The sequence below is a fragment of the Phycisphaerae bacterium genome, assembly GCA_024102815.1.
Taxonomy (GTDB): domain Bacteria; phylum Planctomycetota; class Phycisphaerae; order UBA1845; family UBA1845; genus JAGFJJ01.
This window is the reverse complement of sequence record JAGFJJ010000007.1, coordinates 18,751-45,561: the sequence shown is the minus strand read 5'-3', so window position 1 is coordinate 45,561 and position 26,811 is coordinate 18,751. Positions and strand designations below refer to the sequence as shown.

The window sequence follows — 26,811 nt, the reverse complement described above, 5'->3', positions numbered from 1 at the left end:
TCATGACCCGCTGGAGGGCGCGCACGCAACCGAAACGGGGATGACTCACCCTGCAATCTGGCGGCGCCCGATTTGTCGCGATGTCGTCACGACGCAAGTCGTCCGTGACAAACGGTCGATGCTACCATCGTATGCGGTTTCCAGTACTGCCACGACGTTTGCGTCCCTCGATCACGGGTCGTATACTCGCGCTGCTGCGGGCGGCAAACGGGCGGAATTCACAGGGTCTTGGCCGATATGATGGGTCACGCGGCGGGAATTTGAGAGCAGCCGCCGAAACCAACGCCGGCCGCCCGGCGCATGTCTTAATGTTCGGTGGACGATGCGTCCGGCAATCGGTCGCCTTCAACCACCGCGGGAAGTCTCCGTGAAGCTCGATGCGCTGCTTGCGCAATCCAATTTCCTCGCACCCCTGCGGTCCTTCTTTGAACAGATCGCCTATCGTCCCTGGCTTACGCTGCTCGAGTGGTTCCTGATCGGCGCGGCCGTCTACACCGTGCTGCGCTTCTTTCACGGGACACGCGGCGCACGGCTCGTGCGGGCGGTGCTGCTTATTCTGGCGGTGAGTTTCGCGATCGTCTGGCTCCTCGCGGAGAACTTCGATTCTGAGCGGATCAAGGTCCTTTACCCGTACTTCATCGTAAGCGTCTTTCTCGTTGCGCTGGTCGCGTTCCAGGTGGAGCTGCGCCGCATGCTCCTTCGGGTGGGCGATGTGGGCTGGCTTCAGCACTGGGTGGGGCGCACCGAGGCGACCATCGAACCCATCGTTCTGGCCTGCGAGCGCATGAGCAAGAAAAAGATCGGGGCGCTGATCGCCCTTGACCGCACCGGAGAGGTGGGGGCGCTGGTCGATACCGGGGTGCGTCTCGACGCCGAAGTTTCCACGGAGTTGCTCGAGACCATCTTCTGGCCCGGCACGAGCCTTCACGACCTCGGGGTGATCATCCACCAGGGGCGAATTGTCGCCGCCGGATGTCAGTTTCCGCTCGCCGAGTCGGGAGAAGTGGACCGCACGCTGGGCAGCCGCCATCGCGCCGGGCTGGGCATGAGTCACGAAGCCGAGGCCGTCGTGATCATCGTTTCCGAGGAGACGGGGACGATCTCGGTGGCCAATCGTGGCCGGCTGCGACGCGGGCTCAGCGCCGAAACGCTCCGGGAGTTTCTCCGCAAGGAGCTGACAGCGCCCGCCGCGGCGCGGGTCTCCAAGCGGCGCCGGTGGTTCGCGCGGCGCTCACCGACGGGAGTTGCCTCCGATGGAGCAAGTCAAACTGCTTAGCATGACCGCCGTGCTGACCCTGCTAATCTGGGCAACGGCGGACAGCCTGGTCAACGACACCCGGAACCTGCGCGTGCGCGTCGAGCCGTACCCGCGGGGCAATCCCGACTTGGTCATGGAAATACCCCCCCCGGCGGAACAGGCCTACGTGGAGATGGAAATCGCCGGCCCCCGCAAGGTTGTCGAAGATCTTGCAAGCCGGGAGACCCTCAAACTGCGGGTTCCCGTCGTCGATCGCCCCGTCGGTGCTGGGGAACTTACCCTCGACAACAAGGAACTTCTCCGCCGCGAAATCCAGACCCAATGGCGCGAAGACCCCCGACTGAATGTCGGAGCGATCACGCCCGCCAGTGTCCCCTTGACGGTGGATCGATGGGTCCGTCAGCCGTTCGAGTTGACCCTGGGCCGATTGCGCTTGAACTACGACCAGCCTCCGCAGCTCAATCGATCCAATGTCGAAGTCCGCTTGCGGGAGTCGGCCCTGAATCGCATCGTCCAGGAGGCCGGCAGACCGGCCATCGACTTGAGCGATGAAATCGAAAGACAGCTCAAAAAAAGCGACGTCGTGGTCGGCAAACGCATCGAGTTTCCTGTGCCCATTGACGCCAGCCGGTTTGGACCCGGGGCAACCGTGGAGCCTCCCGTGCTCGAGGGGACGGCCATCGTTGCGGACCAGCGCGTTGTCAAGGAGATTCCGACCGTGCCCATCAAGCTGGTGGTCAGCTTCGCCGGGCTGAAGCGCCCCCTTCAACCGGTGGGCCGTGACGGGGCGCCGATCAACCTCGTCGCCCAGACGATCCGCGTCTCCGGTCCGCCCGAGGACGTGCTCAAGCTCGAACGCGGAGAGACCAAGGCCTTCGGGCTGATTCAGCTCAAGGAAGCGGAACTCGAGAAACCCGGCGATTTCCGCGCCTGGACGCCGGAATTCATACTGCCCGCGAACCTGACCCTTGCCGACCCCCCCGTCCCCGTCGAATTCCGCCTGGCCGAGGTGCCGCCGGACGCCGGCGGTTAGCGTCCTGTGGCGATTTCCCGTGCCAGAAGGGGGCTTGACAAAACCGAGGGCCTCCGTATTCTTTCCGCTGCGGTGACGATACGTGCAGGGATACACCCGTTCCCATTCCGAACACGGCCGTTAAGCCTGCACGGCCGATGGTAGTCTCCGGGCGAGAGTAGGTGATTGCCGCACTTTTTAAAAATACCCGCTTCGGCGGGTATTTTCTTGCGCTAAAGGAAACCCGAGCCGATCGCCGAACATCAGTTGCGGTTGTCGAGGCGCAACGTCGCGTGTCAGGCAACCGCTTTGGAGTCGGTTCCCCGGGAGCATCGACATATGATCAACCTGTTTATCTCCTCGATCCTCAACAGCATTCTGCCGCTTCTGGTTCAGCTCATCCTCGCCCTGCTCACCGGGCAGGCGACGCCCACAGGCTGATCCTGGAGCCGCAAGATCTCACGACTCCTCCGCCAGTGCGCGCAGGACAGCGCAGCCCTGGCGGATTTTTTCGTCCGGCGCCGCGTAGCTGATGCGGAAATGGGTATCCCTGCGGCTGAACGCCTCTCCCGGAATAATCAGCACGTTCCGCTTGATTGCTTCTTCAACGAAAGCCGTCGCTGACGGGTATCTCGTCGGCGCCTTCGGGAAGACGTAGAAACCCCCGGAGGGCCGTGCAAACTCGAAGAAGCCGCTCAATTCCCGGCACACCAGATCGCGCTTCGCCTTGTACGACTTCACGTGCTCGCTCATGTCCACATCCAGGGCTGCCAGGGCTCCGTATTGAACGGGATGGGGGGCGCAGACGAAGGTGTACTGCTGGAGCTTGGCCATCTCGGAGATAATCCGCTCCGGTCCGGCTGCATATCCCACCCGAAGCCCCGTCATCGCGTAGGACTTGGCAAACCCGCGAAGCAGAAGGGTCCGGTCCGGCGCCAATCGCACCGGGCACGGACTCGGGCCGTCGTAGCAGAGCATGTGGTAGATCTCGTCCATGACGATCAGCAGGTCGTGCCGCTCCGCCAGCCGGACCACTTCCCGCAGGGCGTCCTCCTGGTAGACCACGCCCGTGGGGTTCGACGGTGAACACAACAGCAGCACCTTCGTCCGCGAGGTAATGGCTTTTGCGATGCGTTCCGGATGCAGCCCGAAATCGTCGTAGAGCTCGACCGGTACCGGGACGCCGCCGGCCAGGCTGACGTGATAAGGGTAGGAAACGAAGCAAGGGTCTCCAAAGATAACCTCGTCGCCCGGGTTGACGCACGCCAGCATGCTCAACAGGAGACCGCCGGAAACGCCCGAAGTGACGAAGACGTCGGCTTCCCAGCCGAGTTCCTCCTTGAGCAGCCCCGCGATGCGCTGGCGCAAGGCCGGCAGTCCGCGCGTCACCGTGTACCCGTTGTGGTCGGCGCGGATGGCGGAAATCATGGCGTCTTTGGCTGCGGCGGGGACAGGGAAATCGGGCTGTCCGATGGAGAGATTGATGGGGTCCTTGAGCTGGGCTCCGAGATCAAACACCCGGCGGATGCCGGACGCGCCAATGTGTTTCACGCGATCCGCGACGAACCGCTCCGTGTTCATGGTGCTACCTCCAGGTATGCGCAAACAAAGAGCCGCCGTGGATCATATCCCGGCGGCTCGACCGCTTAGCTGAATGAATGCTCATTGCGACCTGATACGACTGGAACCATTCCAATCGGCGATGGGCGTCGCCGGAGCCAATCCGCGGGGCAGAGGATCAGGCCTCTTTCTTGGCCTCGCCTTCACCCTCCGCGGCTTTGGTCTTGGTCTTCTTGCCCACCGCCGCCTTGCGGTGACCCACCTTGGGCAGGTGAAGGGCCGTCGAATCCTCCGACCAGCGACCGGTTTCCTTCAGCACTTCGATTCGCTCAGCCCGGGTGAGTACATTCCGGTGCCGCACGAGCATGTTCTTGGATCTGAGAGACTTGTCCAGCGACATCCTGACCTACTCCGCTTCGATTACCAATGGTCTTCTTTTAACGTCTTGAAGTACCCTTCCAGCTTGTACCCGCCGCCTGAGGCGTAATACTCCGAACCGAGGGTACGAACCCGCTGAAGCAACTCATCCGCCTGGCGCCGACCCCCATCATCCGAGCGGTCGAACCCGGTCCGTGTGATGAGCTGGATCCGCCCCGAATCGAAGGTCACCGGGGATGTTCCGATGCCCCGCTCCTCCAGAAACGCTCGGGCGGGCTCCACATCCTGCTGCCGGTCGGGGCGGAACTCCTGGACAACGATGTACGTGTGATCTCGTACCCACTGGCCGGACGCCGACGTTGCCCCCGCGGTCTCGAGCGCCGGCTCAGCTTCGCTGGCTCTATTCGGTGCCCCCGCCGAACTGGAGCCCTCCGGAGCCAAGGCCGCGATCAGATGCGTCGCCGGCACCTGGCTCCTGGCGGCTGCCATCTCGTCACCGCCATCCGGCAACGCGGCAACCCGCCCTTCCTCAAAGCCCCGGCGGGCACCGGCCTGGTAGCCCATGTGCCGACCGGCCTGAAAAACCGTCGTCAGGACCGCCAGCAAAGCAAATGCCGCGGCCGCAGCAAACAGGCTCGAAAGGGTGAGCCGCACGTATCCGCCGTCAAATTCGATCAACGGGGCTGTCTCGTCGCCCTCGTCGTCAGCGCCACGAGTTGAGGCGCCCCGTTCCCGATCCATGCGGATGGGCGCCTCGCGCTCGGTTCGGTGTCCATCAAACCAGCCCGGAATCTTCAGTTTTTCCGCTGCGTCCGACTGCTCCTGATCCAGGAGGTCGAACAGAGCTCGCCCCCGACGTGCTTTTCCCATGGTGGAGCCTCCTGCCCCCGGGGATCGACCGGCGCGGCCGCCGCAGGATACTGTATTCATCGCAAATTGCAATCAGTCCGCTGTCGCGAGATGAAAGCAGGAATGCGACGGCTCCAAGAGCGTTCTCGCCCGATCCTGCGTCAAAATGCCCCCATATCGGTACCGATTTTTCTTGGGCCAGCGGCATTCGATATTCGTAATATGTTAGGGGGCTTCTTTGCGGGCGGCGGGAGAATTCGCAATGTGAATTCGGGGTCGTTGCAGCGGTAAGGTTAGCGCAAGAAAAATGTTACCGGAAACCCAAGTGGATGCCGAAGAAGAGCATACAATATCTTGGCGTTTTTATTTGACGGAACACCATTCGTGGAGTAGATTTCAGGTTGCCGATTTGAGCCAGCAACTTCCTTTTTCATCCCGCCGGGCGGACCAGGACCGGTTATCGGATGTGCCGCTGGCCGGTCGGATCGGCGGTTTGCCAGGGGATCGGGGCAAACGAATTAAACCCGGATTCTGAAGTGCCAAGGAACGGCCGTGCGCGCGGTCCGGGGGTATGTTTTCGCCATAATCTCGGTCAAGCAGGGCCGACTTTTGGGAATGAGATCACATGGTACGGGCCAACGGGAAGGAACCTGGACGGACGGGTCACGGAGCGACGGTAGCGTTCTCGCCCAACGCGGAGCGTGTTCTCAAGGCGCGATACCTGAAAAAGGATGAGCAGGGGCGGTGCGTGGAATCACCGCAGGACTTGTTTCGTCGCGTGGCCAAGGCCATCGCCGACGCCGAGTTGAGCTACGACGCCGATCCGGTCGTTCGCAGCGAATGGGAAGACCGTTTTTATGCGCTGATGACAAGTCGGCGGTTCATGCCCAACAGCCCGACGCTGATGAACGCGGGGCGTGAAATGGGCATGCTCAGCGCCTGTTTCGTGCTTCCCGTCGGCGACAGCATTGATGAGATCTTCGATGCAATCAAGTACACCGCGCTGATTCAAAAGGCCGGGGGTGGAACGGGCTTCGCCTTCGACGAGCTGCGCCCCACCGGCGACTACATCAAGAGTTCCGGTGGAACAACGAGCGGCCCGATCTCCTTCTGGCGGGCGTTCAGCGAGGCGACCAATGCCATTCAACAAGGTGCTTTCCGCCGTGGCGCCAACATGGGGATGATGTACATCGATCATCCCGACATTCTCAAGTTCCTCCATGCCAAGGAGGATCTTTCTCAATTCACGAATTACAACATCTCGGTCAAAGTCACGGACGCCTGGATGGAGTCCTTCAAGACCGACCCCGACGGGCCGCACGTCGTGCGCAATCCGCGCACCGGCCGCACCTATCTGCTTCCGCGCGAGCTGAAGATCTGGGAGTACGACATTCGCTCGCTGGTGGAATTGCGGCCGGGTGAACCGGCGCCAGAGGGCGAGTTCTACACGATGCGCGACATCTGGGACTTCATCGTCCGCAACGCCCACCGGACGGGCGAACCGGGCGTAGTGTTCATCGACCGCATCAACGAGGACAATCCCACGCCGCACATCGGCCGCATCGAGGCGACCAATCCCTGCGGGGAACAGCCGCTGCTTCCATTCGAGGCGTGCAATCTCGGCAGCGTCAACCTGGCCCTGTTCGTTCACCGCGGTGAAGACGGATCAGCCGCGGTGGACTGGGACGGCCTGCGGGAAACGATTCAGGAGAGCGTTCGTTTCCTGGACAACGTCATCGACGCGAACCGCTATCCCCTCCCACAGATTGACGCGATCTGCAAGGGCAATCGCAAGATCGGCTTAGGCATCATGGGATTTGCCGATGCCCTGTATCTTCTGGACGTCCCTTACAACAGCGAGGAGGGCGTGGCCTGGGGCGAGCGGTTCATGCAGTTCGTCAATGACGAATCGCACGCCTACAGCGAGCTACTGGCGCGGGAGCGGGGATCGTTCCCCAACTGGAAGGGCAGCATTTACGACACGAAGTTCCACCGCCCGATGCGTAACGCCACGTGCACGACCGTGGCACCGACGGGCACCATCAGCATCATTGCCGGCTGTTCCGGCGGCATCGAGCCGCTCTACAGCCTGGCGTATTTCCGCAACGTATTGCGCGGGCAAGATGAGGGCGCGGCCCCGATGATCGAGATCAATCCGATCTTCGAGCAGGTGGCGCGTGACCGTGGCTTCTTGAGCGAGGGGTTGATGGAGCGCATTGCCACGGACGGCACCCTCGCCCGCGCGGACGGCATTCCCGATGAAGTGAAGCGCGTGTTCGTCTGCGCGCACGACATCGCCCCCGTCTGGCATATGCGCATGCAGGCCGGTTTCCAGCGGCATTGCGATGCCTCCATCTCCAAGACCATCAATTTTCCCGAAGAGGCCAGTATCGAGCAGGTGGATGAGATCTATCGCCTCGCCTACGAATTGCAGTGCAAGGGCGTGACCGTGTACCGAAACGGATGCCGACAACACCAGCCCATGGCCCTCAAGAGCAGCGATGCGACTCATGCCAAGCAGAAGGCGACCGCCGTGGCGGAGGCACCCAAGGAACTCGAGCCGGCCATCCTGCCCGAGATTCAAAGCAGCGTGCGCGTCCGGCAACTTACGCCTTTCGGTAACATGCATATCAACATCACCGTCGATCCGCGCACGGAGCGCGAGTTGGAGGTGTTCGCCCAGCTCGGGAAGGGTGGCGATCTGGCCAACAGTGATCTCGAGGCCATCTGCCGGCTTATCAGCCTCTGGCTGCGTTCCGGCGGGAGCCTGATTCACGTGGTCCGCCAGCTGCATTCGATCGGGTCGAGCCTCCAGGTACAGACCAAGGAGGGCAAAATCATGAGCCTGGGTGATGGTCTTGCCCGGGCTTTGAAGCGCTACCTGAAGGTCAAAGAAGACCGCGGATTGCGAGCCCTGCTCCTTGGTGAAGCCGAACTGTCCTCGCCCACGCCCAAGAAGCCGGGGCACGAGGGCAACGGCGGCAACGGGAACGGAAACGGTCACGGCAACGGCAACGGAAATAAAGGGGTGAACGCATCGGACCCGAAGCTGCGTGGAACACAGAGCGAGGGGGCGATAAAGACAATGGCGCGTTCATCAGTTTCTACTTTATCTTCAGCCCTGCACCGGATCGATGCGCTCGGCGCGCCCGGACAAGAGGCGCAGTTCAAAGTGGTCTGCCCAGAATGCCGCCAGCCGCTCCGATACAAGGAGGGCTGCATCAGCTGTGAATCCTGCGGCTATTCCCGGTGTTGATATTTGTCGTTCGTCCGGTAACAATGAGCGTAACAGGCGACTTTTCGGACATGGTGCGTAGAATAATTCAGGATCGACAAAAGTTGCCCCAGGAAGTTCGACGATAGAACGCTTGGCGACGAGGTCTTGGAACCATGTCGCCGATGAAAACATCATAAAGGGGTCGGTTTAAGCAGTACGTTTTACCTGGCTTCTTTCCCCTCCGGAAAGCACCGTTTCGCCTTCGGGCGAGCGGTGCTTTCTTTTTCTGAGTGAAATCCCAAGCCCGATCGCTGACACGGCGGGGCTTGCCGAACCCGCGCTCTCCGCTATACTTGCCCGACTCTGGCCAGCGTGGCAGGGATAGGAAGCGCCGAGGCGGCGCGGGCAGGAGGACGTTCGTGGCTGTGAGGTTACGTCTCAAGCGAATCGGCCGGCGTTTCGTGCCGGTCTACCGGGTGGTCGCCGTCGATCGTCGCCGATCGCGGGACAGCGTCGTGATCGAGGAACTCGGTCATTATGACCCGCGCCGCGAAAGCAACGAGCAGGAATTCAGTTGCGATCGCGAGCGCGTGGCCTACTGGCTGAGCGTGGGCGCTCAACCGAGCGAAACGGTGCGCGATCTCCTTTCGAAGCACGGGATCGGCGCGGCCGGGCGCGCATCGTAGCGCCGGGGACGGCGCGGAATGCGCATCGATATCCTCACGCTGTTTCCCGAGGTTTTTGAACCGTTTCTGGAGTCAAGCATCGTGGGTCGGGCCCGGCGAGCCGGGCTCGTGTCGATCGGTTGTACCAACATCCGCGACTTCACCCATGACAAACACCGCACCGTGGACGATCGCCCGTTTGGCGGCGGCCCGGGAATGGTGATGATGTGCGGTCCGGTTTTCGAGGCCGTGGAGCACATCGAGGGCAGTAGGGCGGAGACGTCGACGCGCGTACTGCTCAGTCCGCGAGGCGAACCGCTCACACAGTCGATCGTTGAGACCCTGGCCCGGGAAACGTGGCTGGTGTTTCTGTGCGGGCACTACGAGGGGTTCGACGAGCGTATCCACGAGGGCCTCGGCTCCCGCGAGATTTCCATCGGAGACTATGTTCTCTCCGGTGGTGAGCCGGCCGCGATGGTGCTCGTTGACGCGATCGTCCGGCTGCTTCCGGGCGCCCTGGGAGACGACGAATCCGCGGGATGCGATTCGTTCTCGATGGGTATGCTGGAGTATCCGCAGTACACGCGGCCGCGCGAGTTCCGGGGCATGACCGTTCCGGAGATTCTGCTTTCGGGTGATCATCAGGCGGTTGCCGCCTGGCGCGAAGAGCAGGCCCGGCGGATCACGGCGGAGCGGCGTCCCGACCTGTTACGCGGACACGCCGAGTCGGAGGACTAGGGCACGCCGATCGGATCGGCGGTTGAGCATTGGGTTTACAGCGAGCCCATCGCGGGAGTGCGATCGAGGGCGAGCGATTGGGTATCTCCGCCATGCGGGAAGTCAGCGGGCGGACGTAGCGGCCGGTTTAGCATTGCGGAGTTTTCGGGCATGTCCTCGCCACTGATCAAGATCGTCGAACAGAAGTTCTTCAAGTCGAGTGTACCGACGTTTCACATCGGCGATACGGTCGACGTTCGCTGTCGTATCCGGGAGGGCGACAAGGAGCGTCTTCAGACGTTCACCGGCGTGGTCATCGCCCGCCGCAGCACGGGCGTGAACGAAGCGTTCACGGTTCGGCGGTTCGTCGGCGACGAGGGCGTGGAGCGGACTTTCCTGGTTCACTCACCGAACGTCGTGGACGTGGTGGTCAAGCGTCGCGGCAAAGTGCGGCGGGCAAAGCTGTACTACCTGCGGCACCGCATCGGCAAGGCACGGCGACTGCGTGAACTTCGCGTCAGTAAGAGCAAGACTCGCGAGCCTGAATTGGCTGCGGCTTCGGCGTAGTCCGCCACATCTGCGCCTCGGGCGTCGTGGCGAGCGCCGTGCCCGGCGGTATCTCGCCGAGCGCGGGCATCGCGTCTTGGCCCGGAATTTCCATTGCCCGGCCGGCGAAATCGACCTGATCACGCTCGACGGCGACAACGTCGTCTTCGTGGAAGTCAAGACACGAGCCTCCGAAGAGCATCAGCCGCTGGATGAAACCGTCTCGCGGCAGAAGTGGCTTCGGGTGGAGCGCACCGCCCGCTGGTTCCTTGCCCACCGCCGGTTGCTCTCGGTTCCCTGTCGTTTCGATCTCGTGCTGGTACTCTGGCCCCCGGGCGGCAAGCCCGTCATCGAGCATTTCCCGGACGCGTATCGCCGTGGGGAGTAATGCCGGTCGGGGGCGCCCGATCAACAAACTGTGCCATCATTGCGGCACTCCCCAATCATCATGAACCTCATCGATTCGCATTGCCACCTGACCTACGCGGAGCTTTCGGAGCAGCTAGAGGCGGTGCTCGCCCGCGCCGCGGAAGCTGGCGTGGAGCGGATCATCAGCGTGGCCACGGACCTGGCGGATGCGGCGGCTGCGCTGAGTCTGGCTCGGAAATATCCTGACGTGGTTCGGGTCGCCGCGGGAATTCATCCGCACGGGGCCGGCAAGGTGTCCGACGCCGACCTGGAGGAACTCGCCCGCTTGTGGCGGGACGAGCCCATCGTGGCCTTCGGCGAGATGGGCCTGGACTACCACTACGACTTCGCGGAGCGCGCCGTGCAAAAGCGGGTCTTCGCCGAACAGCTTCGACGGGCGCTGCCGCTGGATCGCCCGATTATCATCCACAGCCGGGAGGCGCTCGACGACACGATCGCCATTCTGATTGACGAAGGCTACTCCGGCCGGCGCGTCGTGTTTCACTGCTTCGGAGGCGGCCCGGCGGAGGCAGACCTGATCGGCGCGCACGGTTGGCGAGTTTCGTTCACCGGCACGGTGACGTTTCGCAAATCGAAGGAGACGCAGGAGGTGGCGCGGACGTATCCGGCGGACCGGCTGATGGTCGAGACGGATGCGCCGTATCTTTCGCCGGAGCCGGTGCGCGGGCGCAAGCCGAACGAGCCTTCGTTCTTGGCCCATACCGCCCGCTTCCTGGCGGAGCTTCGCGGCGAATCGCTCGAAGCCCTTGCGGAGCAGATGACGGCCAACACGCAGGCGTTCTTCGGATTGGCGTGAGATACGGGCGTGTTCCTCATCGATCTGGGTGCCGGACCCTTGCTCCCGCCGGACGGGGGCCTATCATGTGCGGTTCGTGCGGACCCGCCCGGCTGAACCCGGCGGGTCCGGGTTGCGCCGCTAGCTCAATTGGATAGAGCATCGGTCTACGGAACCGAAGGTTGCTGGTTCGAATCCAGCGCGGCGTAGTGTGGTCTGACTGCCGGGGGGACCGCCTCGCACCAAATCGTTGCCTTGCCGCTCCAGCCTGAGCGACTTGGCCCAGGCCATGGACAAGGGGGAGGGAGGAGTCCGGCATGGCGACGCTCTTCGTGACGGACGGACCGGGTAAGGGTCAGAAGTTCTCGCTGGCCGGCTGCAACCTGGCCATGGTCGGCCGGGATGCCCGCTGCACGTTTCAGATTACCGATCCCAAGCTCTCGCGAATGCACCTGCAAGTCCGCCACGACGCCGGACAAGGCCGCCATTTTGCGATCGACTACCAGAGCAAGAACGGCGTCCTCCTGAACGGCCAGAAGTTGACCGAGGAGACCCTGCTCAACGACCGCGACATCCTCACCCTTGGGGACACGGCCATTGTTTATGCCAGCGATGACGCCGAGGACGCCATGAAGGTTTTCGAGGCGTGGAAGAGCCCCGGGCAGGGATACCAGCGCACCATTTCCGTCGACTGAAGGCAGACTCCTGTGGACCATCGAAAGCACGTGTTCACGGGATCGCCCTATGAGGCGGCGTTCGGCATCTGCCGGGCTGTCCGTACGGGGAACATGATCGCTGTTACGGGAACGGCCCCGCTCGATGCCGCAGGGCGAACAGTCGGCGTGGGCGACGTGGTGATTCAGGCGCGACGGTGCCTGGACATCATTGGAAGCGCCCTTCGGGAATTGGACGCGGATTTGCGCCATGTCTACCGGACACGAATCCTGCTGACGCGCATCGAGGACTGGAAAGCAGTCGGGCAGGTTCACGGCGAGTTCTTCCGCGACGTTCGCCCTGCCAGCACCTTCGCACAGGTTTCGGGCTTTATCGACCCCGACTGGCTCATCGAGATCGAAGCCGACGCGATGCTTGATTAGGCCTTATCGTGCCGCGCAAGTACCGCCTATCGCGCGAGCGGGATCATTATGCCACCTGATGCACGTGCACGTCGCGCTGCGGGAACGGAATGGTGATCCCGTTGTCGTCAAACGCCCGCTTGACCGTCTCCAGCAAGTCGAATCGGACCGCCCAGTATTCCGGCGAATTTACCCATGGGCGGCAGACGATGTTCACGCTGCTGTCGGCCAGCGCGGCAACGGCGACCGTCGGCGCGGGGTCCTTCAGGATGCGGGCGTCCTTGGCGAGGATGTCCTCGATGATGGCCTTGGCCTTGGTCGTGTCATCGCCGTAGCCGATGCCGAACTCGAGGTCAATGCGCCGCGTAGGGTTGGCCGAGTAATTCGTGATCACGCCGTTGGTGATGCTGGAGTTGGGCACAATGACCCTGACGTTGTCGGGCGTTCGAAAAGTCGTGGCGAAGATCTGGATTTCCTCCACCGTGGCGCCGATGCCACCGGCCTGGATGTAGTCGCCCACGCGGAAGGGTCGGAAGAAAATAAGCATGACGCCGGCGGCGAAGTTGGCCAGCGATCCTTGCAGGGCGAAACCAACCGCCAGACCGGCCGCGCCGATGATCGCGACAAAGGACGTGGACTGAACGCCGAGTTGCTGAAGCGCCGTGACCACAACCAGAGCGAGGAGCAACATGTAAGCGAGGTGGGCGATAAAGCCCGTGAGCGTGGCATCCACTTTTGCGCGGACCATGAGGCGGCGTACCGCTCCGCGGATGATGCGGGAGGCGATCCAACCGACGATCAGTACAGCCAAGGCCTGAAGGACCTTGGGTCCGTACGCCTCGAGCAGGTAAATGCCGTATTCGCGCAACCCGTCGAGCGTGGGATTCTGGAGTGGACTCTTCGCCGCTTCACCGGTCGCCGCTTCCTGGGCCAGGAACATGGGGAACATTGATACATCTCCTTACAAACGTGTTATCCGGGCGGCATGGTATAGGGAGAGCGGAGCGGGTTCAATTCGACGAGCGGGAACGACGTCGAATCGGAAAGGGCTTCGTCCTTCTTGTTGGAACTTGCTGCTCCGGGTGGAATACGCAAAGAAGTCGGATAGGTTGGTTTGAACGATTTGGGCGAGCATCCAACGGACGGCTTCGCAAACGAACGGGAGATGTACCGATGACCAATACGCCCCAAGACCAGGAGCGATCGGCTGTGACATTTCGTTCGGAGTCGATTCGCAGAGGTCCGACGTGGGGGACGATGATCGGCGTCTGGGTACTCGTTTTTCTCGCGGCGTGGTCCGTCCTCGGGCAACTGCGCGGCTCGCGGGTCCACTCTGCCACGGCCGAGCCTCGCCCCATCGCTCCGCGCGGTGATCTTTTCCCGGAAGAGCAGGCTAACATCAACCTGTTCCGCGAGGCGTCACCATCCGTCGTGTACATATCGAACATCGATTATGTCCGGCCGATGTTCAGCTTCGACGTCTTCCGCATTCCTCAGGGAACGGGTTCGGGTTTCATCTGGGACGAGAACGGTTACGTCGTGACCAACTTCCACGTGATCGCCGGCGCTGAAGAACTGGAGGTGCGGCTGGCCGATCAGTCCACCTGGTCGGCAAAGGTCGTCGGATTCGAGCGCGACAAGGATATCGCGGTCGTGAAGATCGACGCTCCCGGGGAGAAGCTGACGCCCATCAAGGTGGGAATGTCGAACGACTTGCAGGTTGGCCAGAAGGTCTTCGCCATTGGCAATCCGTTCGGGTGGGACCAGACGCTGACCACGGGCATCGTCAGCGCGCTGAACCGCGAAATCGATTCGATGATTCTCGAGGGTCGAAAGATCCACGACGTGATTCAGACGGACGCGGCCATCAATCCCGGCAATTCCGGCGGGCCGCTGCTGGACAGCCACGGGCGCCTGATCGGCGTGAATACGCAGATCGCCAGTCCGTCGGGCGCGAGCGCCGGAGTGGGATTTGCGGTCCCGGTGGATACGGTCAATCGTATTGTTCCGCAGTTGATCCGTTACGGCCGGGTGATCCGACCGGCCTTGGGCGTGGAGCTCGCCGGCGACTGGCTTTCCCGGCGACTCGACCTTCCGGGGCCGTTCGTCGCCAGCGTTCCCAAGGGTTCCGCGGCCGACAAGGCCGGATTGCGCGGAACCGTCGTCAACCGGCGCGGCCGCATCGCTCAACTCGGTGATGTCATCACCAAGATCGATGACCGGGTCATCCGCACGATGGACGATCTGTATGACGCGCTGGAGCGCCACGAGATCGGTGACGAAGTGACCGTTACCTACGTTCGCGACGGGCGCTCGGAAACAACCAAAGTGACACTCCAGGCCGATGATGCCAGCCAATGATGGTGTGCGGTTTCGAAGCGAACGGCGCGCGTTACCGGCCGTCCTCAACCGTATGCGCGCCGGAAGTCGTCGGCACTCCCAGCGCGGAAACGGCGGTTATTATCGGCCCTAATTACGCTTCATTTATTTGAGTGTTGGTTTTCTGACAGGCTTCGAATGTCAGAGGTCCGTCAGATATGACGCGAGATATTGTGAAGCAATTGTTACCCTTCTCGTACATCTTGTGGGTGCTGTGAGTTTTTGTCGGGCGGAGGCATAATCCTTCAAGCGCCGAACACCACCGGGACGATACTACGACTGATAACTTCAAGGCTTGGCACTCTGCCGGAGGATCGGGCGGCTTGCCAGTGCTGTCAGCCGTTAAACCACCCCACGATTCACGGAGGATGAACCACGGGGGGCGGATTCGACCGCTCGCTTTTTTCGCGCGCAGGCAAGCAATGAAGGGGCGGTCGGGGCTGAATTACCGGACAGCGTCATCGTTGTGAGAATCTAAGGACCGGAGCCATGTACGAGATCGTGAGCAACAGTTTGAGCTTCCTTCCTCCGCCGACGTATCCCATGCGGCACTTGCCGCCGGAAGCCCGCGGAACCGCTTCGCCATCCGAAGCGTCCGGTGATCGCGTCGAAATCTCCAGTGCCGGACGCGAGCTTGCCGAATCGCTCGACAAGTCCACTTTCCGGCAGGCGCGGGTCAACGCCATTCGCGAGTCCATCCAGGCCGGCACCTACGAAACACCGGAGCGCATCAACGGCACCGCCGAGAAACTGCTGAACGTCCTCGGCTAACACGCCGGATTCATGGCGACCGAACAGCGCCGCCCCCCGCCTCTTGTCTCTCACCACACCACCGCCAATCCACGGACCACCAATCGCGTTATCGGACGGCGCGAACGCTGCGCATACGACCACCCGCGGAGCGATTCGCGCGGCGTGATTATCGGGGTCGAATCCGCGCGGTCTGCGGGAACTCCCCGGCGACGAGCGAGCGCATCGGAATCGTAAACTCCATCGGGTAAGGAGCGACGGCCTGCCCCAGGGTCCGAGCTTCGAATTCCCCCCAATGGCCCGATGCTATGTCGTACGTCGACCTGAAAACCACGCTGCGCGAATGGCCCTACGACCCGGACCAGATCTCCGTGCGGAAGATCCTCGGCGCGGACGGGGAGATTCGCATCCAGATGCGCGTCGAGCTCGGCGTCCTCCAGATGGAGGCGGAGGGCCGGCCGGACGGCGTTCGTCCCCACGGTTGTCCGTCGCTGGTGGATTACCACCTGCGGCGACTTCCCAAGGAGAGCGAAAACGGCAACGGCAATGGGCAGGGTGAGTTTGAATTGTCCACGCGCGAGTGTCGCGCCCTGCGCGACGAGGCGTCGGTCTATTACCGGCGCTACGTGGCGCTGTTCGTGCTCGAGGAGTTCGAGTCCGTGGCCCGCGACACGGCGCATACGCTGTGCATATTCGACCTCTGCCGGGACTACGGGGCGGAACGCGACGACCGCGAGTGCCTCGAACGGTACCGGCCTTATGTGATGATGATGAATGCCCGGGCTCAGGCCTATCAGGCCCTCCAGGAAGGCGAGCCGACCAGCGCTCTCGCCCACGTCAAACGCGGTATCCTCAACATCCAGGCCCATTACGAAGAGCGCGGCGACGACGAGGCGATGCGCAAGAGCGAGGAACTGCGCATGCTGCGCAACCTCGTCAAGGAACTGGCCGACCAGATTCCCGAAGATTCCCTGCTGGCGACGCGGCGCGCCCTGCGCCAGGCGCTGGATATGGAACACTTCGAGGAAGCCGCCCGCCTGCGCGACGTGCTCCGCAAGAGGTACGGGCAGACGCCGTAGCGGGGTCGGCCATTTCGTCAAAGCTGATCCGCTGGCGCGGAGACTACGTTACGGCTCCTCAGTTGATTCGGAGTCTGTACTCGCTTCCACCTCTTCCAGTTTGGCCCGCCACTCGGCGGCCTCGGCGTCGTAGCCTTGGTCCGGCTCGGCGGCGTGCCAGGCGTCGTAGAGCATGATTAAGTGGTTGACGACCTCTGTCGTGCGGGGGTTGTCGTCTCCATACTTCCGGCGGCAGTGGTTTAGCGCCTCGCGGAGGAGGGGCTCTGCCTCGGCAAACCGGGTCATTTTAGTGAGCCAGGTAGCCATGCTGGTGGTCGATTCCAGCGTCTGCGGATGGTCATCACCAAGCACACGGCGAAACCCGTCCAGCGCCTCGCGGTAGTACGGCTCGGCCTGACTGTCCTTGCCCATTTGGCTGAGCAGGGCGCCCATGTTGTTAACCGTGTTAAGCGTACTTGGATGGGCATCGCCAAGGGTCTGTCGGCGGCCTTCCAGCGCCTTGCGGAAATAGAGCTCCGCATCGGCGAGCCGCCCCATCCTCTTGAAAAGGAAGCCCATATTATTGACCAGAGTCAGTGTGCTCGGGTGATAGTCGCCAAGCTCCCGGCGGCTGCCATCGAGTGTCTCCTGCAAGTATGGTTCGGCCTCGGCGAACTTGCCCATCCTGGCGAGTAGCCCACCCAGGTTGTTGATCGAAATCATGGTGTGTGGGTGGTCGTTGCCCAGTACGCGGCGCCTTCCTTCAACAGCTTCGCGCAAGAGCGGCTCGGCCTCAGTGTACTTGCCCATACGAAACAGGAGGCTTCCCATGTTGTTGATCGAAAGAAGCGTCCTTGGATGATCGTTGCCCAGCACATGGCGGCTAGCCTCCAGGGCCTCCTTGTAGTACGGCTCAGCTTCCGAGTACTTGCCCATCTGGCTTAGCAGAGAGCCCATATTTGTTATGGAAGTGATCGTGCTAGGATGGCCTTCGCCGAGTGTCCGGCGCCGGCCTACCATCGCCTCCCGGTGATACGTCTCGGCTTCGTCAAGTTTGCCCATCGCTTTGAGCAGGGCGCCCAAGGCGCTGACCGAGGTCAGCGTGTCCGGATGACGGTCGCCAAGCTCCCGTCGACGGGTGTGCAGGGCTGCCTCCTGTAAGGGTATGGCGGGATCATGAAGGCCGAGAAACTGATAGGTATCCGCGACCACTTGTTGCAGGGAGGCACGGGTAATCGGCTGTTCGGCGAACTGTTCGTCGATGGTTTCCACTGCCCGGGCCAGAACGTTCTCATCTACAACCTTCAGGGCCAAGTCTGTTGCGTTCATCCCTTTGACAGACTTGTCAAACGAAGCGAGGGCCGCTTCGATTTGTGCCGCATCGGCGCGCTCATTTTCCATCGACGTGCGAATCTCGGCACGCTGGGCATTGACGATCCGGCGACCCATCGCTTCGGCGTCGATGCCGGTCAGCATGGACTGTTGAAACTCGGTGACTACCTCGAGCTCCTTGGCCGTTTTCTCAGCGCGTTCGCGCTGTTCCTGCTCGCTTCGGCGGGCGTTCTCGGCGCGGAGGTAGAGTGCGGTGCTCGTAAACATGCCCACCAGCAGGGCGGCCATGGCGATGGCCAGACCGGTCGCCAGAGCTTTGTTCCGCTTGGCGAATTTCTGGAGCTGGTAGATGGCGCTGGGCGGCCTCGCGAGGATGGGTTCATCGGCGAGGTAGCGGCGGATGTCTTCCGCCAGGCCCGCGGCCGAGGGGTAGCGGCGTTCCTTCTCCTTTTCGAGAGCCCTGCCGACGATGGTCTCGACGTCGCCGCGCAGCGTGCGGTTGAAGGTGCTCAGGCGGGTCAGTTCTTCCTCGCGGATGATCCGTGCCGCCTCGTGGATCATCTTGTTCTTGAGGTCATACGGCGGCCGGCCGGTGAGGATCTCGAAGGCGATCACGCCGAGCGAGTAGACGTCGCTGCGGGTGTCGAGCTGGTTGGGATCGGCCGCGACCTGCTCGGGGGACATGTATTGAATTGTGCCGATGAGCTGCCCGACATCGGTCTGCATGGTCGTGACCTGCATGTCCGAGTCGGTGGCCCGAGCCACGCCGAAGTCGAGGATCTTCGGCTGCCCTGAAGCATCCACGAGGATGTTGCCGGGCTTGAGATCGCGGTGGATCACGCCCTTCTGGTGCGCGTGGTGGACGGCGTCGCAGATGCGGGCGATGAGGTCGAGCCGCTGGCGAGTGCTGAGGTTGGTGCGGTTGACGTACTTCCGCAGGTCTTCCCCGCGAACGTACTCCATGGCGAAAAACGGCTGCGTGCCGGACTCGGTCTCCGCGAATCCGGCCTCGTAGATCTGGGCGATGCCGGGATGCTGCAAACGCCCAAGGACCTGCGATTCGAGCTCGAAACGTCGCAACAATGCGGGCGTGGTCAGCCCGTGACGGATGACCTTGAGGGCCACGGTCCGCTTGGGGCTCTGCTGCTCGGCCTCGTAGACCGTGCCCATCCCGCCCGAGGCGATCGCCCGGACGATGCGGTACTGGCCAATCTGCGCGGGGAGCGCGCTGGGGAGACTGTTCCCCTGAGGAAGGCTCAGCGTTGCATCTGCTGAAGCAATGTCGGGGCGCAGGGATTGGGTCTCGTCCCGTGGGTGTTGCGTTGACACGACATGTCTCCGGCCTTTGGTTGAAGTGGCTGCGCATTTCCAGCGCAGGCAGTTTAGCCGCAGAACGCGCGGAAGGACAAGTTGCTGTTCCGGACTCGGCCGCGCTTCCGCCTATTTCTTCGTCCATTCATCCAGCCAGCCCAGCACCGTCTCGTGCCAGAGGATGCTGTTGGCCGGTTTGAGGACCCAGTGGTTTTCGTCGGGGAAGTAGAGGAACTTGCTGGGGATGCCGCGGCGCTGGAGGGCCGTGAACGTGGCCGTGCCCTGCGTCTCGACCACGCGGAAATCCCGGGCGCCGTGAATGACCAGCATGGGCGTCTGCCAGTTCTTGACGAAGTTGATCGGGTTATGCTTCTTATAGCCCTCCGGATTGTCCCAAGGGGTGCCCATGTGGTCCCACTCGGGGAACCATAGCTCTTCAGTGTCGTAGTAGGCGAATCGCTCGTCGAGATTGCCGTCGTGGCTGACGAGGCAGCGGAAGCGATCCGGCCAGTTGCCTGCGATCCAGTTGATCATGTAGCCGCCATACGATGCGCCTAGCGCCGAAACGCGATCGGCGTCCATCCAATTGTACTTCTTCAGCGCCGCATCGAGGCCCTTTTGAAGATCAACGAGCGGCTTGCCACCCCAGTCACCGCGAATGGAGTCGCAGAAGGCCTGGCCGTACCCGGTCGAGCCGTGGAAGTCGACCATGACGGCGGCGTACCCGGCCCCGGCGTAGGCCTGCGGGTTCCAACGATAGTGGAAGTCGTTGCCGAATGATCCCTGCGGTCCGCCGTGAATCAGAAAGGCGACCGGGTACTTCCGGCCGGGATCGAAGTCCACCGGCTTTACGATGTAGGCGTAGACGGTCTCGTCGTTCCAGCCCTTGAACGTGAACTGCTCCGGCTCGCCCATGCGCGCTGCCGCGAGCCGCTCCGCATTGATGTCCGTAATTTTCTTCACGCCCGAGCCGTCACCGCGGACGGTGTACAGCTCCACCGGCGAGCGCAAGTGATGCAACCCGTATACGATGCGATCCCCGGCGGAGGCGACGCCGTAGACGGAGCCTTCCCCGACGATCGTGCGGGCAGCGCCCGTCTTTGCATCGATGGCAAACAGGGCATGCTGACCGAGGTGGTCGGCGGTGGCATAGATGTCCTTGCTGTCGGATGACCAGGCGATCGATCGCGGAGAATGGTCCCAGTCCTCCGTGAGCGTGCGTTTCGCACCGTCTGGCCAGGACATCAGGACGATACGCAAGCGATCGGCTTCATAGCCCGGACGCGTCATGGCGAGGTAAGCGAGTGTCTTGCCGTCGGGAGAGAACACGGGTTGTGTGTCGACGGCTTCGTTATCAGTGGTGAGACAGCGCGGCGCGGCCGAGCCGTCGATCGGAGCGACGTACAGGTCGAAATCCGTGGACCAAGCCTCCGTGCGGCCGACGTCGCGGGCGGAAAAAACGACCGACTTGCCGTCGGGTGTGAAGGTCATGTCCTCCGGGCCGCCGAAGGGTTTGGTCGGGCAGTCGGCGTTCATGTCTTTCATGATGTCCATCGGTTCGCCGCTGCCGTCAGTGGGAATGACGAAGACATGCGAACGACGGCCATCCTTCCATTCGTCCCAGTGACGAATGAAGAGTTGATCGTAGACGCGCCCCGTGGCCTTGCGCGAGGTAATCTCGTCGCGTCGCGCGACGGTTTCCTTGACGGACAACCCCGGGTAGACATCGAGAGAAATAGCCAGTTGGTTTCCGTTGGGTGATGCGGCGACCATCCCCACATCGAGCGGAAGACTGGTGATCTGTCGCGCTTCACCACCCGCCAGAGGAATCCGGTGGACTTGGGCCGAACCCGATCGGGTCGAAAGGAAATAGATGTCCGCGCCGTCCGGAGACCAGCGCGGGTTCCAGTCACTTTCGGGATCGGTGGTGAGTTGCCGGAGATTGGTCCCATCCACGTCCACCAGCCAGATGTCGGGCCGGCCTCGGTTGGCTTCGAGGTCGGTCGTGCGGAGCACGAACGCGACGTGGCGACCGTCGGGAGAGACCTGGTGATCGGAAATCCGCTGCATGGCGACCATGTCATGAACGGAGAACGGGTGTGTATCTCCCGCCCTCGCCGGCGTAAACGCAGAAGCCAGGAACACAGAGACGATGAGCAGAGCAATACGCATGGTGAGTACTCCGAGCCAAAAAACGTAGTAACCCAACATCAACAGCGTTGGAGCGTAGTGACATAACCCATCCGCGAAAAGTGGCCGGCGTGTGGATTCGTCGGCACGTGGCGCGGATTGCGCTGGAAAGGGGGAACCGTTCAAGTCCGGATGTCGGAATTCGTCATGTCGCCGATTTTCGCAGGCGGCTGAGTTTACGCGACCAGGCCAGCGTGTCGGCCGAGTAGATAGCGAGCGCGCTCCAGATCAGTGCGAAGCTGATGAGTTGATCGTGCGTGAAAGGCTCGCCGAACGCCAGAACCGCCAGCAGGAATTGCATGGTTGGCGCGATGTACTGGAGGAACCCGATCGTGGCCAGGCGTAGCCGGCGGGCCGCATTGGTAAACCACAGGAGCGGCACCGCGGTGATGATTCCGGCGGAAAGAAGGAGTATATCAGTGCCGGTGCCCTCGTGCCCGAAGGCCATCGTTCCCGACCAGGCCACCGCCGCCAGATAGCCCAAAGCGATCGGTGTGAGCAGGCAGGTCTCCACGGTCAGCCCGACGAGCGCATCGACCCGGACGGTCTTGCGCAGGAGCCCGTAAAGACCGAAGCTGAAGGCGAGAATCAGGGCGATTCCCGGGGGCCCCCCGTGCGCCCACGTCAGATAGGACACGCCGGCTGTCGCCAGGATCACGCTGACCGTCTGCCACCGGCGCAGCCTCTCTCCCAGGAAAACGAATCCCAGCAGCACGTTGACCAGCGGGTTGATGAAGTACCCGAGACTGGCCTGCATGACCACGTTGTGAGCCACCGACCAGATGAACGTCAACCAATTGGTGGCAATCAGGACGGTCGTGGCGAAGAGCGCGAGCATCGTGCGACGATGCATGAGCAGCCCGCGAACCTCGGGCCAGCGGCGGTAGGCGGCCATGAGCAGACCCAGCAGCACCACGGCGCCCATGACGCGAAAGGCAAGCACCTCCAAGGCGGGCACATGAGCAACGGCCTTGAAGTAGATGGGGACCAGCCCCCACCACGCATAGCTGGCGGCGCCGTAAAGGACACCGACCGCTGCGTCTCTGGAATGCGACGACTCGAGTGCCGCGGATCCGGCGGCGGTCTCGCGCGGCGCGGTGTGCTGAGATTGCCGGGTCAATGTCGTGCCTTGGGTGAAAGAAAGCCGCCCCGGTTTGCCGGTGGCCGGGGCGTCGGCTTGGGTTCATCAGATTGTCGGCGAGTTCGCGCGCGGGGGCAAGATCGAGCGGGGCGCCCTCGTGGACGACTCAGTCCTCTTGCGCAGCTTCGAGATAGCGCGTCAGCTGGTCGATGTGGGAAAGATCATGCGCGGCGTACATTTGCAGAATGTCCCGAAGCGACTCCAGGCCCCGCTCTTCGTGATTACCCGTACGATCCAGGTCGCGATCGGTGAGCGATCGCCAGAGGCGGAGATTAATGCCGCGCAGCGCACGGAACTCGGCGAGGAGTTCCGTCGGTTCACGCTCGGCATGCCGCTGCCCTGAAGCCCATTGCTCCTGGTCCATGCTGGGGATGCGCGGCCGGTCCTGACAGAGAATGAGCCGCGTGCGATACCCCAGCGTCCATTCCACGTCGACCAGGTGGCCCAGAACTTCGCAGGGCGTCCACTTGCCGGGAAACGGACGCCGATGGAAATGCCGGGCAGGAAAGCGGCTGACCAGTTGTCCCAGTGCGTGCGCGGTTTCGGAGAACACCGTGATCGGATCGCGGCCGCCGAGCTGCTCGATCATCCTGGCGCGGTAGGCGTTGGGATCCTCGGGCGGAGTCGTGGGTTGCGGGGGTGCCATAAGTTGTCTCCGGATCGGCTGGTTTCAAGCAGAAGACCACTCAAGCGGTGAACGCCGCCCCTCTGGCAAGACGGGCGTCGGACAGCCCGGTCCGCCCACCATTGGGGCATCCACCGTGCTATCCCACGCCCGCGTTATATGCCGAATGCGACGGCTTGGCGAACCGCCGACAGGCGACTACATCTTGTACTTGCCGAACCCGACCTTCTTGATCCCGCTGAGATGTGGGAGAAGGTTGCTCACCGCCTTGGTGAGATCCTTCGCCTTGGTCTTGTAGCCGGATTTCTGGACGGCGCCGGCGATGTCCCGAGGACTCATCGGTTCAGGACTGCTCTTCAAGACGCCGACAACGTACTCGCGCAGAGAACCGGCACGACCACCTCGGCCTGCCGCAGCGGGGCGACCCGGTGGACGACCCGGTCCACGCCTGGCCGGCGCAGCCGCTGCCGTACCGCCGATCGACTGCATCGCGGTGGCGATGTTGGTTATTTCGTGCTCGATGGCATCACGACGGGCATTGAGCTCGTCATAATAGTTCTGCATGGCTTGACGGAGTTGTGCGGCACCATTGCCTTCCGCGTAGCTCAATCGACCGGCAGGCCATCCACGAGACGCCGCGCCGCGCCCCGCGGGGCGCCCGGCCTTCTTTGTTCTCGTCCCGTGCGTCGTGCTCTGATGGCGGGCGAGATGCGCTGCCATCGAGAAACTCCGATCACACATGGGACATTTGAATTTTCCCTTGGCCATAATCTGTTATTCTCCTGCGGTGGTGGTTACGAAACACGCCCTCTTAGCCCACTCCCAAGAGCGGGTTGGAACACAAATACTAAGCCTCTTTGCCCCGTCTGAACCAAGACCCTCGGTCTCAGCGCGCCCCGAGACCATGAGGATCATAGGTATGAACCAGTGAACAGCATATTACAATTGTTGTTATTGGGCAAGAATACTGTTGGGAAGTCGCTCTCCTCCATCGATCCGTATTGACTGTCGTCTTCGTTGCAGGTGCGGGATGTTCATGGCATCTCAGGCGCACGCGTACGTGCAGACCTCAGTGGAGTACTAACCCCGGTGCAACATATGTGGCACCAGCAGGGACAAAGAAGTCCTCAGTCGCCGCTCAGAGTTGCGGTCGGATTCCAAGCGGGAGGCGATCGCTTGCAGTGCCAGTTGAACGGCAGTGGCGTGCACGGTTTGAGTCGGATTCAATGGTTCATGTGCGAAAATTTCACTGCCACGGAACCCTGAGGCCTGAACGAATTGACACGATTTTTGCCGACGGCCGAGCGCTTCATGCGGAGGTCGTCAGAGCCTCCTGCTGGAGGGGAAGGGCGGTAACGTCTTCAATCACCTCCCCGAGGATGACTCCGACCCGCCTTCGCGGGCTTCGATTTTTCCGGCCGGGGCCGGTTGGAGGCACGGGTGATCGTACGGTCGACTGCGTGTTTCCGCCCCGAGCCCGGACAAAGTGGCACGAAGGATGCAAGCGAGTTCGTCGGCGGTATGCTATACGTGGCGCCTGCATTGTGCGCGAGTTTCGCGTCAGACGTGACGCATCCGCTGAAAAGCCCGGGAGATGATCCAAAATGGCCCAGGAACACATATTGGTGATCGATGACGATCCCGACGTTCGGGAAGCGCTGACCATGATGCTCGAGCCCGTCGGCTATCGCCTGACCTGTTGCGCCACGGGCCCGGAAGGCATGGCCGCGATTGAGCGCGATCCGCCCGATCTCATACTGCTGGACATCATGCTGGCATCCCCTTCCGAGGGATTCCATCTGGCCTATGAACTGCGCCGCGACGAGCGACGGTCGCGAATACCCATTATCATGATCTCCTCGATCGGGGCCACGATGGGCATGGACTATGCCCGGGAGTTGGGCAGCGACTACGTTCCGGTCGAGAAATTCCTGGACAAGCCGTTAACCTCTGAAGTGGTACTTTCGGCTGTGAAGGAAACACTGGGCAAATCCTCCACGGCCAGCCGATCCTGACGGTCCGGGCCTCACATGGACTCTCTGCCACCTGCTTCCAGTCTGCGCATCCCGCGCACTACGTTTCGTGTGCGCGTCCTGCTGGCGATGGTGCGCCATCACTGGTTCATCCGCCTGCGCTGGGTCATCGCATTCGCCGTGATGGCCGTTCTCCTCGTGGAACGCTTCCTATTCCCCACCGGGGCCAGGCCCCCCCAAGTCATGGGTTGTGTGGGGGCCTTGGCTGTCGCCAACGTCATCTGGACCATCATGGGCCGGGGCATCCTGCGAAACATCGAAGGGGAGGAAGACGTAACCGAAGGCAGGGAACGCAGTGTCGAGCGCTTTGCCGCACTGCAGATGACCATCGATCTGTTGATTCTCACGGTCATCCTCCGCTACTCGGGTGGCATCGAGAACCCGATGGCCGTGTTCTATTTGTTTCACATGCTCATTGCGGCACTGTTGCTCCGTCCGCGACAGGCGCTCCTGCAGGGGTGCTGGGCCATCTTTCTGTACAGTGTGATTGGATTCGGCGAGGTCGCCGGCTGGATTCAGCCGCATTATCCGTTCCTCACGCTCCCGGAGACCGGAACGGCCCACAGGAACTGGACACTCGTGGCGGCGGGGGTGGTGGTCCTCGCGGCCGGTGTCTTCGGCACCCTGTACTTCACGCTTCAGATCTCCCTGCGCCTCGATCAGCAGGAGCGCGAGCAGCACCAGATGAATCTAGCCCTGCAACACAGCCAGAATGCAATCCGGGACCTCCAGGCGCGCCGCTCGCGGTTCATGCAGACGGCGGCTCATCAGCTCAAGAGTCCGCTGACAGGCATCGAGATGCTGGCCCGGCTGATCCGCGACCATGTCGTTCCGCCAAACCGGATTGATGAAACGGTGGGACGGATCGTCAATCGCTGCCGCGAGGCGATCGTGCAGGTGACGGAACTTCTGACCCTGGCACGGATTCAGGAGGCCGATCCGTCCGAACACACCGCTTCCACGACGGAAATCCCGGCGGTTGTGGGTGAAGTCGTGAAACGGTACGGCGAGTTGGCGTCGGCCCGGAAGATTCAGCTCACGGTGACCTCGGCAGGCTGTCGTGGGGCGCTGGCGGCCGTGGCGGAACGGGACCTGCGCGATTGTATCGGCAACTTAATTGATAATGCCATTAAGTACACGCCGGAAGGGGGTTCGGTGGAGGTGCGCAGTTATTGCGACGCCGACACGATATCGGTCTCGGTAAAAGACACTGGAATGGGAATTGCAGAGGAATCGGCGGACGACATCTTCGATTCGTTCCGGCGGGGAAACCTGGCTCTGGCCGCGGGAATACCGGGTTCCGGTTTGGGGCTGGCGATCGTGCGCGAAGTTGTCGAACAGGCCGACGGGAGCATTGAAGTCCGCTCCACGGTGGGGGAGGGTTCGGAGTTCATCGTCACGTTTCCACGCCACGAACCCGAGCGGGACACGGCGCGAATACGCGCCACGCGATCAGCGCGGATCAGGCCGAGGTTCGTCTCCGGCAACAGCAGAGCAGACAGGAGTTGAG

24 protein-coding genes, 1 tRNA gene and 1 rRNA gene are annotated in these 26,811 nt (G+C 62.3%); 17 read left to right on the top strand and 9 right to left on the bottom strand.

The features are described 5' to 3' along the window. Window positions 1–367: 367 nt before the first annotated feature. From cdaA to rrf, 3 genes are all read left to right on the top strand, one after another. On the top strand, window positions 368–1,276 hold the full coding sequence (gene cdaA / locus J5J06_02365; GenBank protein ID MCO6435912.1) for a diadenylate cyclase CdaA: 909 nt from the start codon (window positions 368–370) through the stop codon (window positions 1,274–1,276). Beyond that, entirely contained in the window at window positions 1,254–2,291 is a 1,038-nt protein-coding gene (locus tag J5J06_02360) for a hypothetical protein (protein MCO6435911.1), read from the top strand. The genes cdaA and J5J06_02360 overlap by 23 nt, the downstream gene beginning before the upstream one ends. Before the next feature lie 68 nt (window positions 2,292–2,359). After that, a 5S ribosomal RNA gene (gene rrf, locus J5J06_02355) occupies window positions 2,360–2,465 on the top strand. Window positions 2,466–2,729: 264 nt separating this feature from the next. Here rrf and J5J06_02350 read toward each other — a convergent pair. The 3 genes from J5J06_02350 to J5J06_02340 form a co-directional block, all read right to left on the bottom strand. Next, the gene (locus tag J5J06_02350) at window positions 2,730–3,851 is read right to left on the bottom strand and encodes an aminotransferase class I/II-fold pyridoxal phosphate-dependent enzyme (GenBank protein ID MCO6435910.1); all 1,122 of its coding nucleotides are present in this window, start codon (window positions 3,849–3,851) and stop codon (window positions 2,730–2,732) included. 157 nt (window positions 3,852–4,008) lie between these two features. Beyond that, window positions 4,009–4,230, bottom strand: coding sequence for a small basic protein (locus J5J06_02345; GenBank protein MCO6435909.1), 222 nt, complete (start codon window positions 4,228–4,230; stop codon window positions 4,009–4,011). A gap of 20 nt (window positions 4,231–4,250) precedes the next feature. Beyond that, window positions 4,251–5,078, bottom strand: coding sequence for a hypothetical protein (locus tag J5J06_02340; protein ID MCO6435908.1), 828 nt, complete (start codon window positions 5,076–5,078; stop codon window positions 4,251–4,253). Window positions 5,079–5,682: 604 nt separating this feature from the next. On the opposite strand from J5J06_02340, the gene J5J06_02335 reads away from it, so the two are divergent. From J5J06_02335 to J5J06_02295, 9 genes are all read left to right on the top strand, one after another. Continuing rightward, entirely contained in the window at window positions 5,683–8,313 is a 2,631-nt protein-coding gene (locus J5J06_02335) for a vitamin B12-dependent ribonucleotide reductase (protein ID MCO6435907.1), read from the top strand. A gap of 380 nt (window positions 8,314–8,693) precedes the next feature. Then, window positions 8,694–8,960: a 30S ribosomal protein S16 gene (gene rpsP, locus J5J06_02330; protein MCO6435906.1), complete on the top strand. Its 267-nt coding sequence runs from the start codon at window positions 8,694–8,696 to the stop codon at window positions 8,958–8,960. 18 nt (window positions 8,961–8,978) lie between these two features. Continuing rightward, on the top strand, window positions 8,979–9,677 hold the full coding sequence (gene trmD, locus J5J06_02325; GenBank protein MCO6435905.1) for a tRNA (guanosine(37)-N1)-methyltransferase TrmD: 699 nt from the start codon (window positions 8,979–8,981) through the stop codon (window positions 9,675–9,677). Between the two features lie 150 nt (window positions 9,678–9,827). Next, window positions 9,828–10,223, top strand: a complete 396-nt coding sequence (gene rplS, locus J5J06_02320; GenBank protein ID MCO6435904.1) for a 50S ribosomal protein L19 — start codon at window positions 9,828–9,830, stop codon at window positions 10,221–10,223. After that, window positions 10,198–10,590 carry a YraN family protein gene (locus tag J5J06_02315; protein ID MCO6435903.1) on the top strand — a complete coding sequence of 131 codons (393 nt, stop codon included), beginning with the start codon at window positions 10,198–10,200 and terminating at the stop codon, window positions 10,588–10,590. Before rplS ends, J5J06_02315 begins: the two co-directional genes overlap by 26 nt. A gap of 60 nt (window positions 10,591–10,650) precedes the next feature. Then, window positions 10,651–11,427 (top strand): TatD family hydrolase, encoded by a 777-nt coding sequence (locus J5J06_02310; protein MCO6435902.1) that lies wholly within the window; start codon window positions 10,651–10,653, stop codon window positions 11,425–11,427. Between the two features lie 114 nt (window positions 11,428–11,541). Then, a tRNA-Arg gene (locus J5J06_02305) sits at window positions 11,542–11,615 on the top strand. Window positions 11,616–11,723: 108 nt separating this feature from the next. Then, window positions 11,724–12,101, top strand: a complete 378-nt coding sequence (locus tag J5J06_02300; protein MCO6435901.1) for an FHA domain-containing protein — start codon at window positions 11,724–11,726, stop codon at window positions 12,099–12,101. A gap of 93 nt (window positions 12,102–12,194) precedes the next feature. Then, on the top strand, window positions 12,195–12,503 hold the full coding sequence (locus J5J06_02295; GenBank protein ID MCO6435900.1) for a RidA family protein: 309 nt from the start codon (window positions 12,195–12,197) through the stop codon (window positions 12,501–12,503). Window positions 12,504–12,549: 46 nt separating this feature from the next. On the opposite strand, the gene J5J06_02290 is transcribed toward J5J06_02295, so the two are convergent. Beyond that, entirely contained in the window at window positions 12,550–13,422 is an 873-nt protein-coding gene (locus J5J06_02290) for a mechanosensitive ion channel (GenBank protein MCO6435899.1), read from the bottom strand. A 317-nt stretch (window positions 13,423–13,739) separates the two neighbouring features. Between J5J06_02290 and J5J06_02285 the strand changes: the two genes are divergently transcribed. The 3 genes from J5J06_02285 to J5J06_02275 all read left to right on the top strand — a co-directional run bounded on the left by J5J06_02285 (window position 13,740) and on the right by J5J06_02275 (window position 16,690). Then, window positions 13,740–14,843 carry a trypsin-like peptidase domain-containing protein gene (locus tag J5J06_02285; GenBank protein MCO6435898.1) on the top strand — a complete coding sequence of 368 codons (1,104 nt, stop codon included), beginning with the start codon at window positions 13,740–13,742 and terminating at the stop codon, window positions 14,841–14,843. Window positions 14,844–15,350: 507 nt separating this feature from the next. Next, a complete protein-coding gene (locus J5J06_02280; GenBank protein ID MCO6435897.1) occupies window positions 15,351–15,632 on the top strand; it encodes a flagellar biosynthesis anti-sigma factor FlgM in 282 nt (93 codons plus the stop codon). Window positions 15,633–15,919: 287 nt separating this feature from the next. Continuing rightward, window positions 15,920–16,690, top strand: coding sequence for a hypothetical protein (locus J5J06_02275; protein MCO6435896.1), 771 nt, complete (start codon window positions 15,920–15,922; stop codon window positions 16,688–16,690). Window positions 16,691–16,738: 48 nt separating this feature from the next. On the opposite strand, the gene J5J06_02270 is transcribed toward J5J06_02275, so the two are convergent. The 5 genes from J5J06_02270 to J5J06_02250 all read right to left on the bottom strand — a co-directional run bounded on the left by J5J06_02270 (window position 16,739) and on the right by J5J06_02250 (window position 23,988). Beyond that, entirely contained in the window at window positions 16,739–19,330 is a 2,592-nt protein-coding gene (locus tag J5J06_02270; GenBank protein ID MCO6435895.1) for a serine/threonine protein kinase, read from the bottom strand. 111 nt (window positions 19,331–19,441) lie between these two features. Further along, the gene (locus J5J06_02265) at window positions 19,442–21,484 is read right to left on the bottom strand and encodes a S9 family peptidase (GenBank protein ID MCO6435894.1); all 2,043 of its coding nucleotides are present in this window, start codon (window positions 21,482–21,484) and stop codon (window positions 19,442–19,444) included. Between the two features lie 163 nt (window positions 21,485–21,647). Next, window positions 21,648–22,622, bottom strand: coding sequence for an EamA family transporter RarD (gene rarD, locus J5J06_02260; protein ID MCO6435893.1), 975 nt, complete (start codon window positions 22,620–22,622; stop codon window positions 21,648–21,650). A gap of 127 nt (window positions 22,623–22,749) precedes the next feature. Beyond that, window positions 22,750–23,289 (bottom strand): DinB family protein, encoded by a 540-nt coding sequence (locus J5J06_02255; protein ID MCO6435892.1) that lies wholly within the window; start codon window positions 23,287–23,289, stop codon window positions 22,750–22,752. 177 nt (window positions 23,290–23,466) lie between these two features. Further along, complete coding sequence (locus J5J06_02250; protein MCO6435891.1) at window positions 23,467–23,988, bottom strand: hypothetical protein; 522 nt, start codon at window positions 23,986–23,988, stop codon at window positions 23,467–23,469. A gap of 884 nt (window positions 23,989–24,872) precedes the next feature. Here J5J06_02250 and J5J06_02245 point away from each other — a divergent pair. Together J5J06_02245 and J5J06_02240 are read left to right on the top strand one after the other, a co-directional pair. Further along, window positions 24,873–25,283: a response regulator gene (locus tag J5J06_02245; protein ID MCO6435890.1), complete on the top strand. Its 411-nt coding sequence runs from the start codon at window positions 24,873–24,875 to the stop codon at window positions 25,281–25,283. Between the two features lie 15 nt (window positions 25,284–25,298). After that, window positions 25,299–26,810, top strand: a complete 1,512-nt coding sequence (locus tag J5J06_02240) for a HAMP domain-containing histidine kinase (GenBank protein ID MCO6435889.1) — start codon at window positions 25,299–25,301, stop codon at window positions 26,808–26,810. Window position 26,811: the final 1 nt, after the last annotated feature.

Bases quoted from the DNA above. Each gene is read 5' to 3' on its own strand.
- trmD (MCO6435905.1), top strand. From the start codon at position 8,979: ATGCGCATCGATATCCTCACGCTGTTTCCCGAGGTTTTTGAACCGTTT.
- J5J06_02255 (MCO6435892.1), bottom strand. From the start codon at position 23,289: ATGGCACCCCCGCAACCCACGACTCCGCCCGAGGATCCCAACGCCTAC.
- J5J06_02265 (MCO6435894.1), bottom strand. From the start codon at position 21,484: ATGCGTATTGCTCTGCTCATCGTCTCTGTGTTCCTGGCTTCTGCGTTT.
- J5J06_02300 (MCO6435901.1), top strand. From the start codon at position 11,724: ATGGCGACGCTCTTCGTGACGGACGGACCGGGTAAGGGTCAGAAGTTC.
- J5J06_02285 (MCO6435898.1), top strand. From the start codon at position 13,740: ATGATCGGCGTCTGGGTACTCGTTTTTCTCGCGGCGTGGTCCGTCCTC.
- J5J06_02240 (MCO6435889.1), top strand. From the start codon at position 25,299: ATGGACTCTCTGCCACCTGCTTCCAGTCTGCGCATCCCGCGCACTACG.
- J5J06_02250 (MCO6435891.1), bottom strand. From the start codon at position 23,988: ATGGCAGCGCATCTCGCCCGCCATCAGAGCACGACGCACGGGACGAGA.
- rplS (MCO6435904.1), top strand. From the start codon at position 9,828: ATGTCCTCGCCACTGATCAAGATCGTCGAACAGAAGTTCTTCAAGTCG.
- J5J06_02335 (MCO6435907.1), top strand. From the start codon at position 5,683: ATGGTACGGGCCAACGGGAAGGAACCTGGACGGACGGGTCACGGAGCG.
- J5J06_02275 (MCO6435896.1), top strand. From the start codon at position 15,920: ATGTCGTACGTCGACCTGAAAACCACGCTGCGCGAATGGCCCTACGAC.
- J5J06_02340 (MCO6435908.1), bottom strand. From the start codon at position 5,078: ATGGGAAAAGCACGTCGGGGGCGAGCTCTGTTCGACCTCCTGGATCAG.
- J5J06_02245 (MCO6435890.1), top strand. From the start codon at position 24,873: ATGGCCCAGGAACACATATTGGTGATCGATGACGATCCCGACGTTCGG.
- J5J06_02280 (MCO6435897.1), top strand. From the start codon at position 15,351: ATGTACGAGATCGTGAGCAACAGTTTGAGCTTCCTTCCTCCGCCGACG.
- J5J06_02350 (MCO6435910.1), bottom strand. From the start codon at position 3,851: ATGAACACGGAGCGGTTCGTCGCGGATCGCGTGAAACACATTGGCGCG.
- J5J06_02295 (MCO6435900.1), top strand. From the start codon at position 12,195: ATGATCGCTGTTACGGGAACGGCCCCGCTCGATGCCGCAGGGCGAACA.
- J5J06_02290 (MCO6435899.1), bottom strand. From the start codon at position 13,422: ATGTTCCTGGCCCAGGAAGCGGCGACCGGTGAAGCGGCGAAGAGTCCA.
- J5J06_02310 (MCO6435902.1), top strand. From the start codon at position 10,651: ATGAACCTCATCGATTCGCATTGCCACCTGACCTACGCGGAGCTTTCG.
- J5J06_02360 (MCO6435911.1), top strand. From the start codon at position 1,254: ATGGAGCAAGTCAAACTGCTTAGCATGACCGCCGTGCTGACCCTGCTA.
- J5J06_02345 (MCO6435909.1), bottom strand. From the start codon at position 4,230: ATGTCGCTGGACAAGTCTCTCAGATCCAAGAACATGCTCGTGCGGCAC.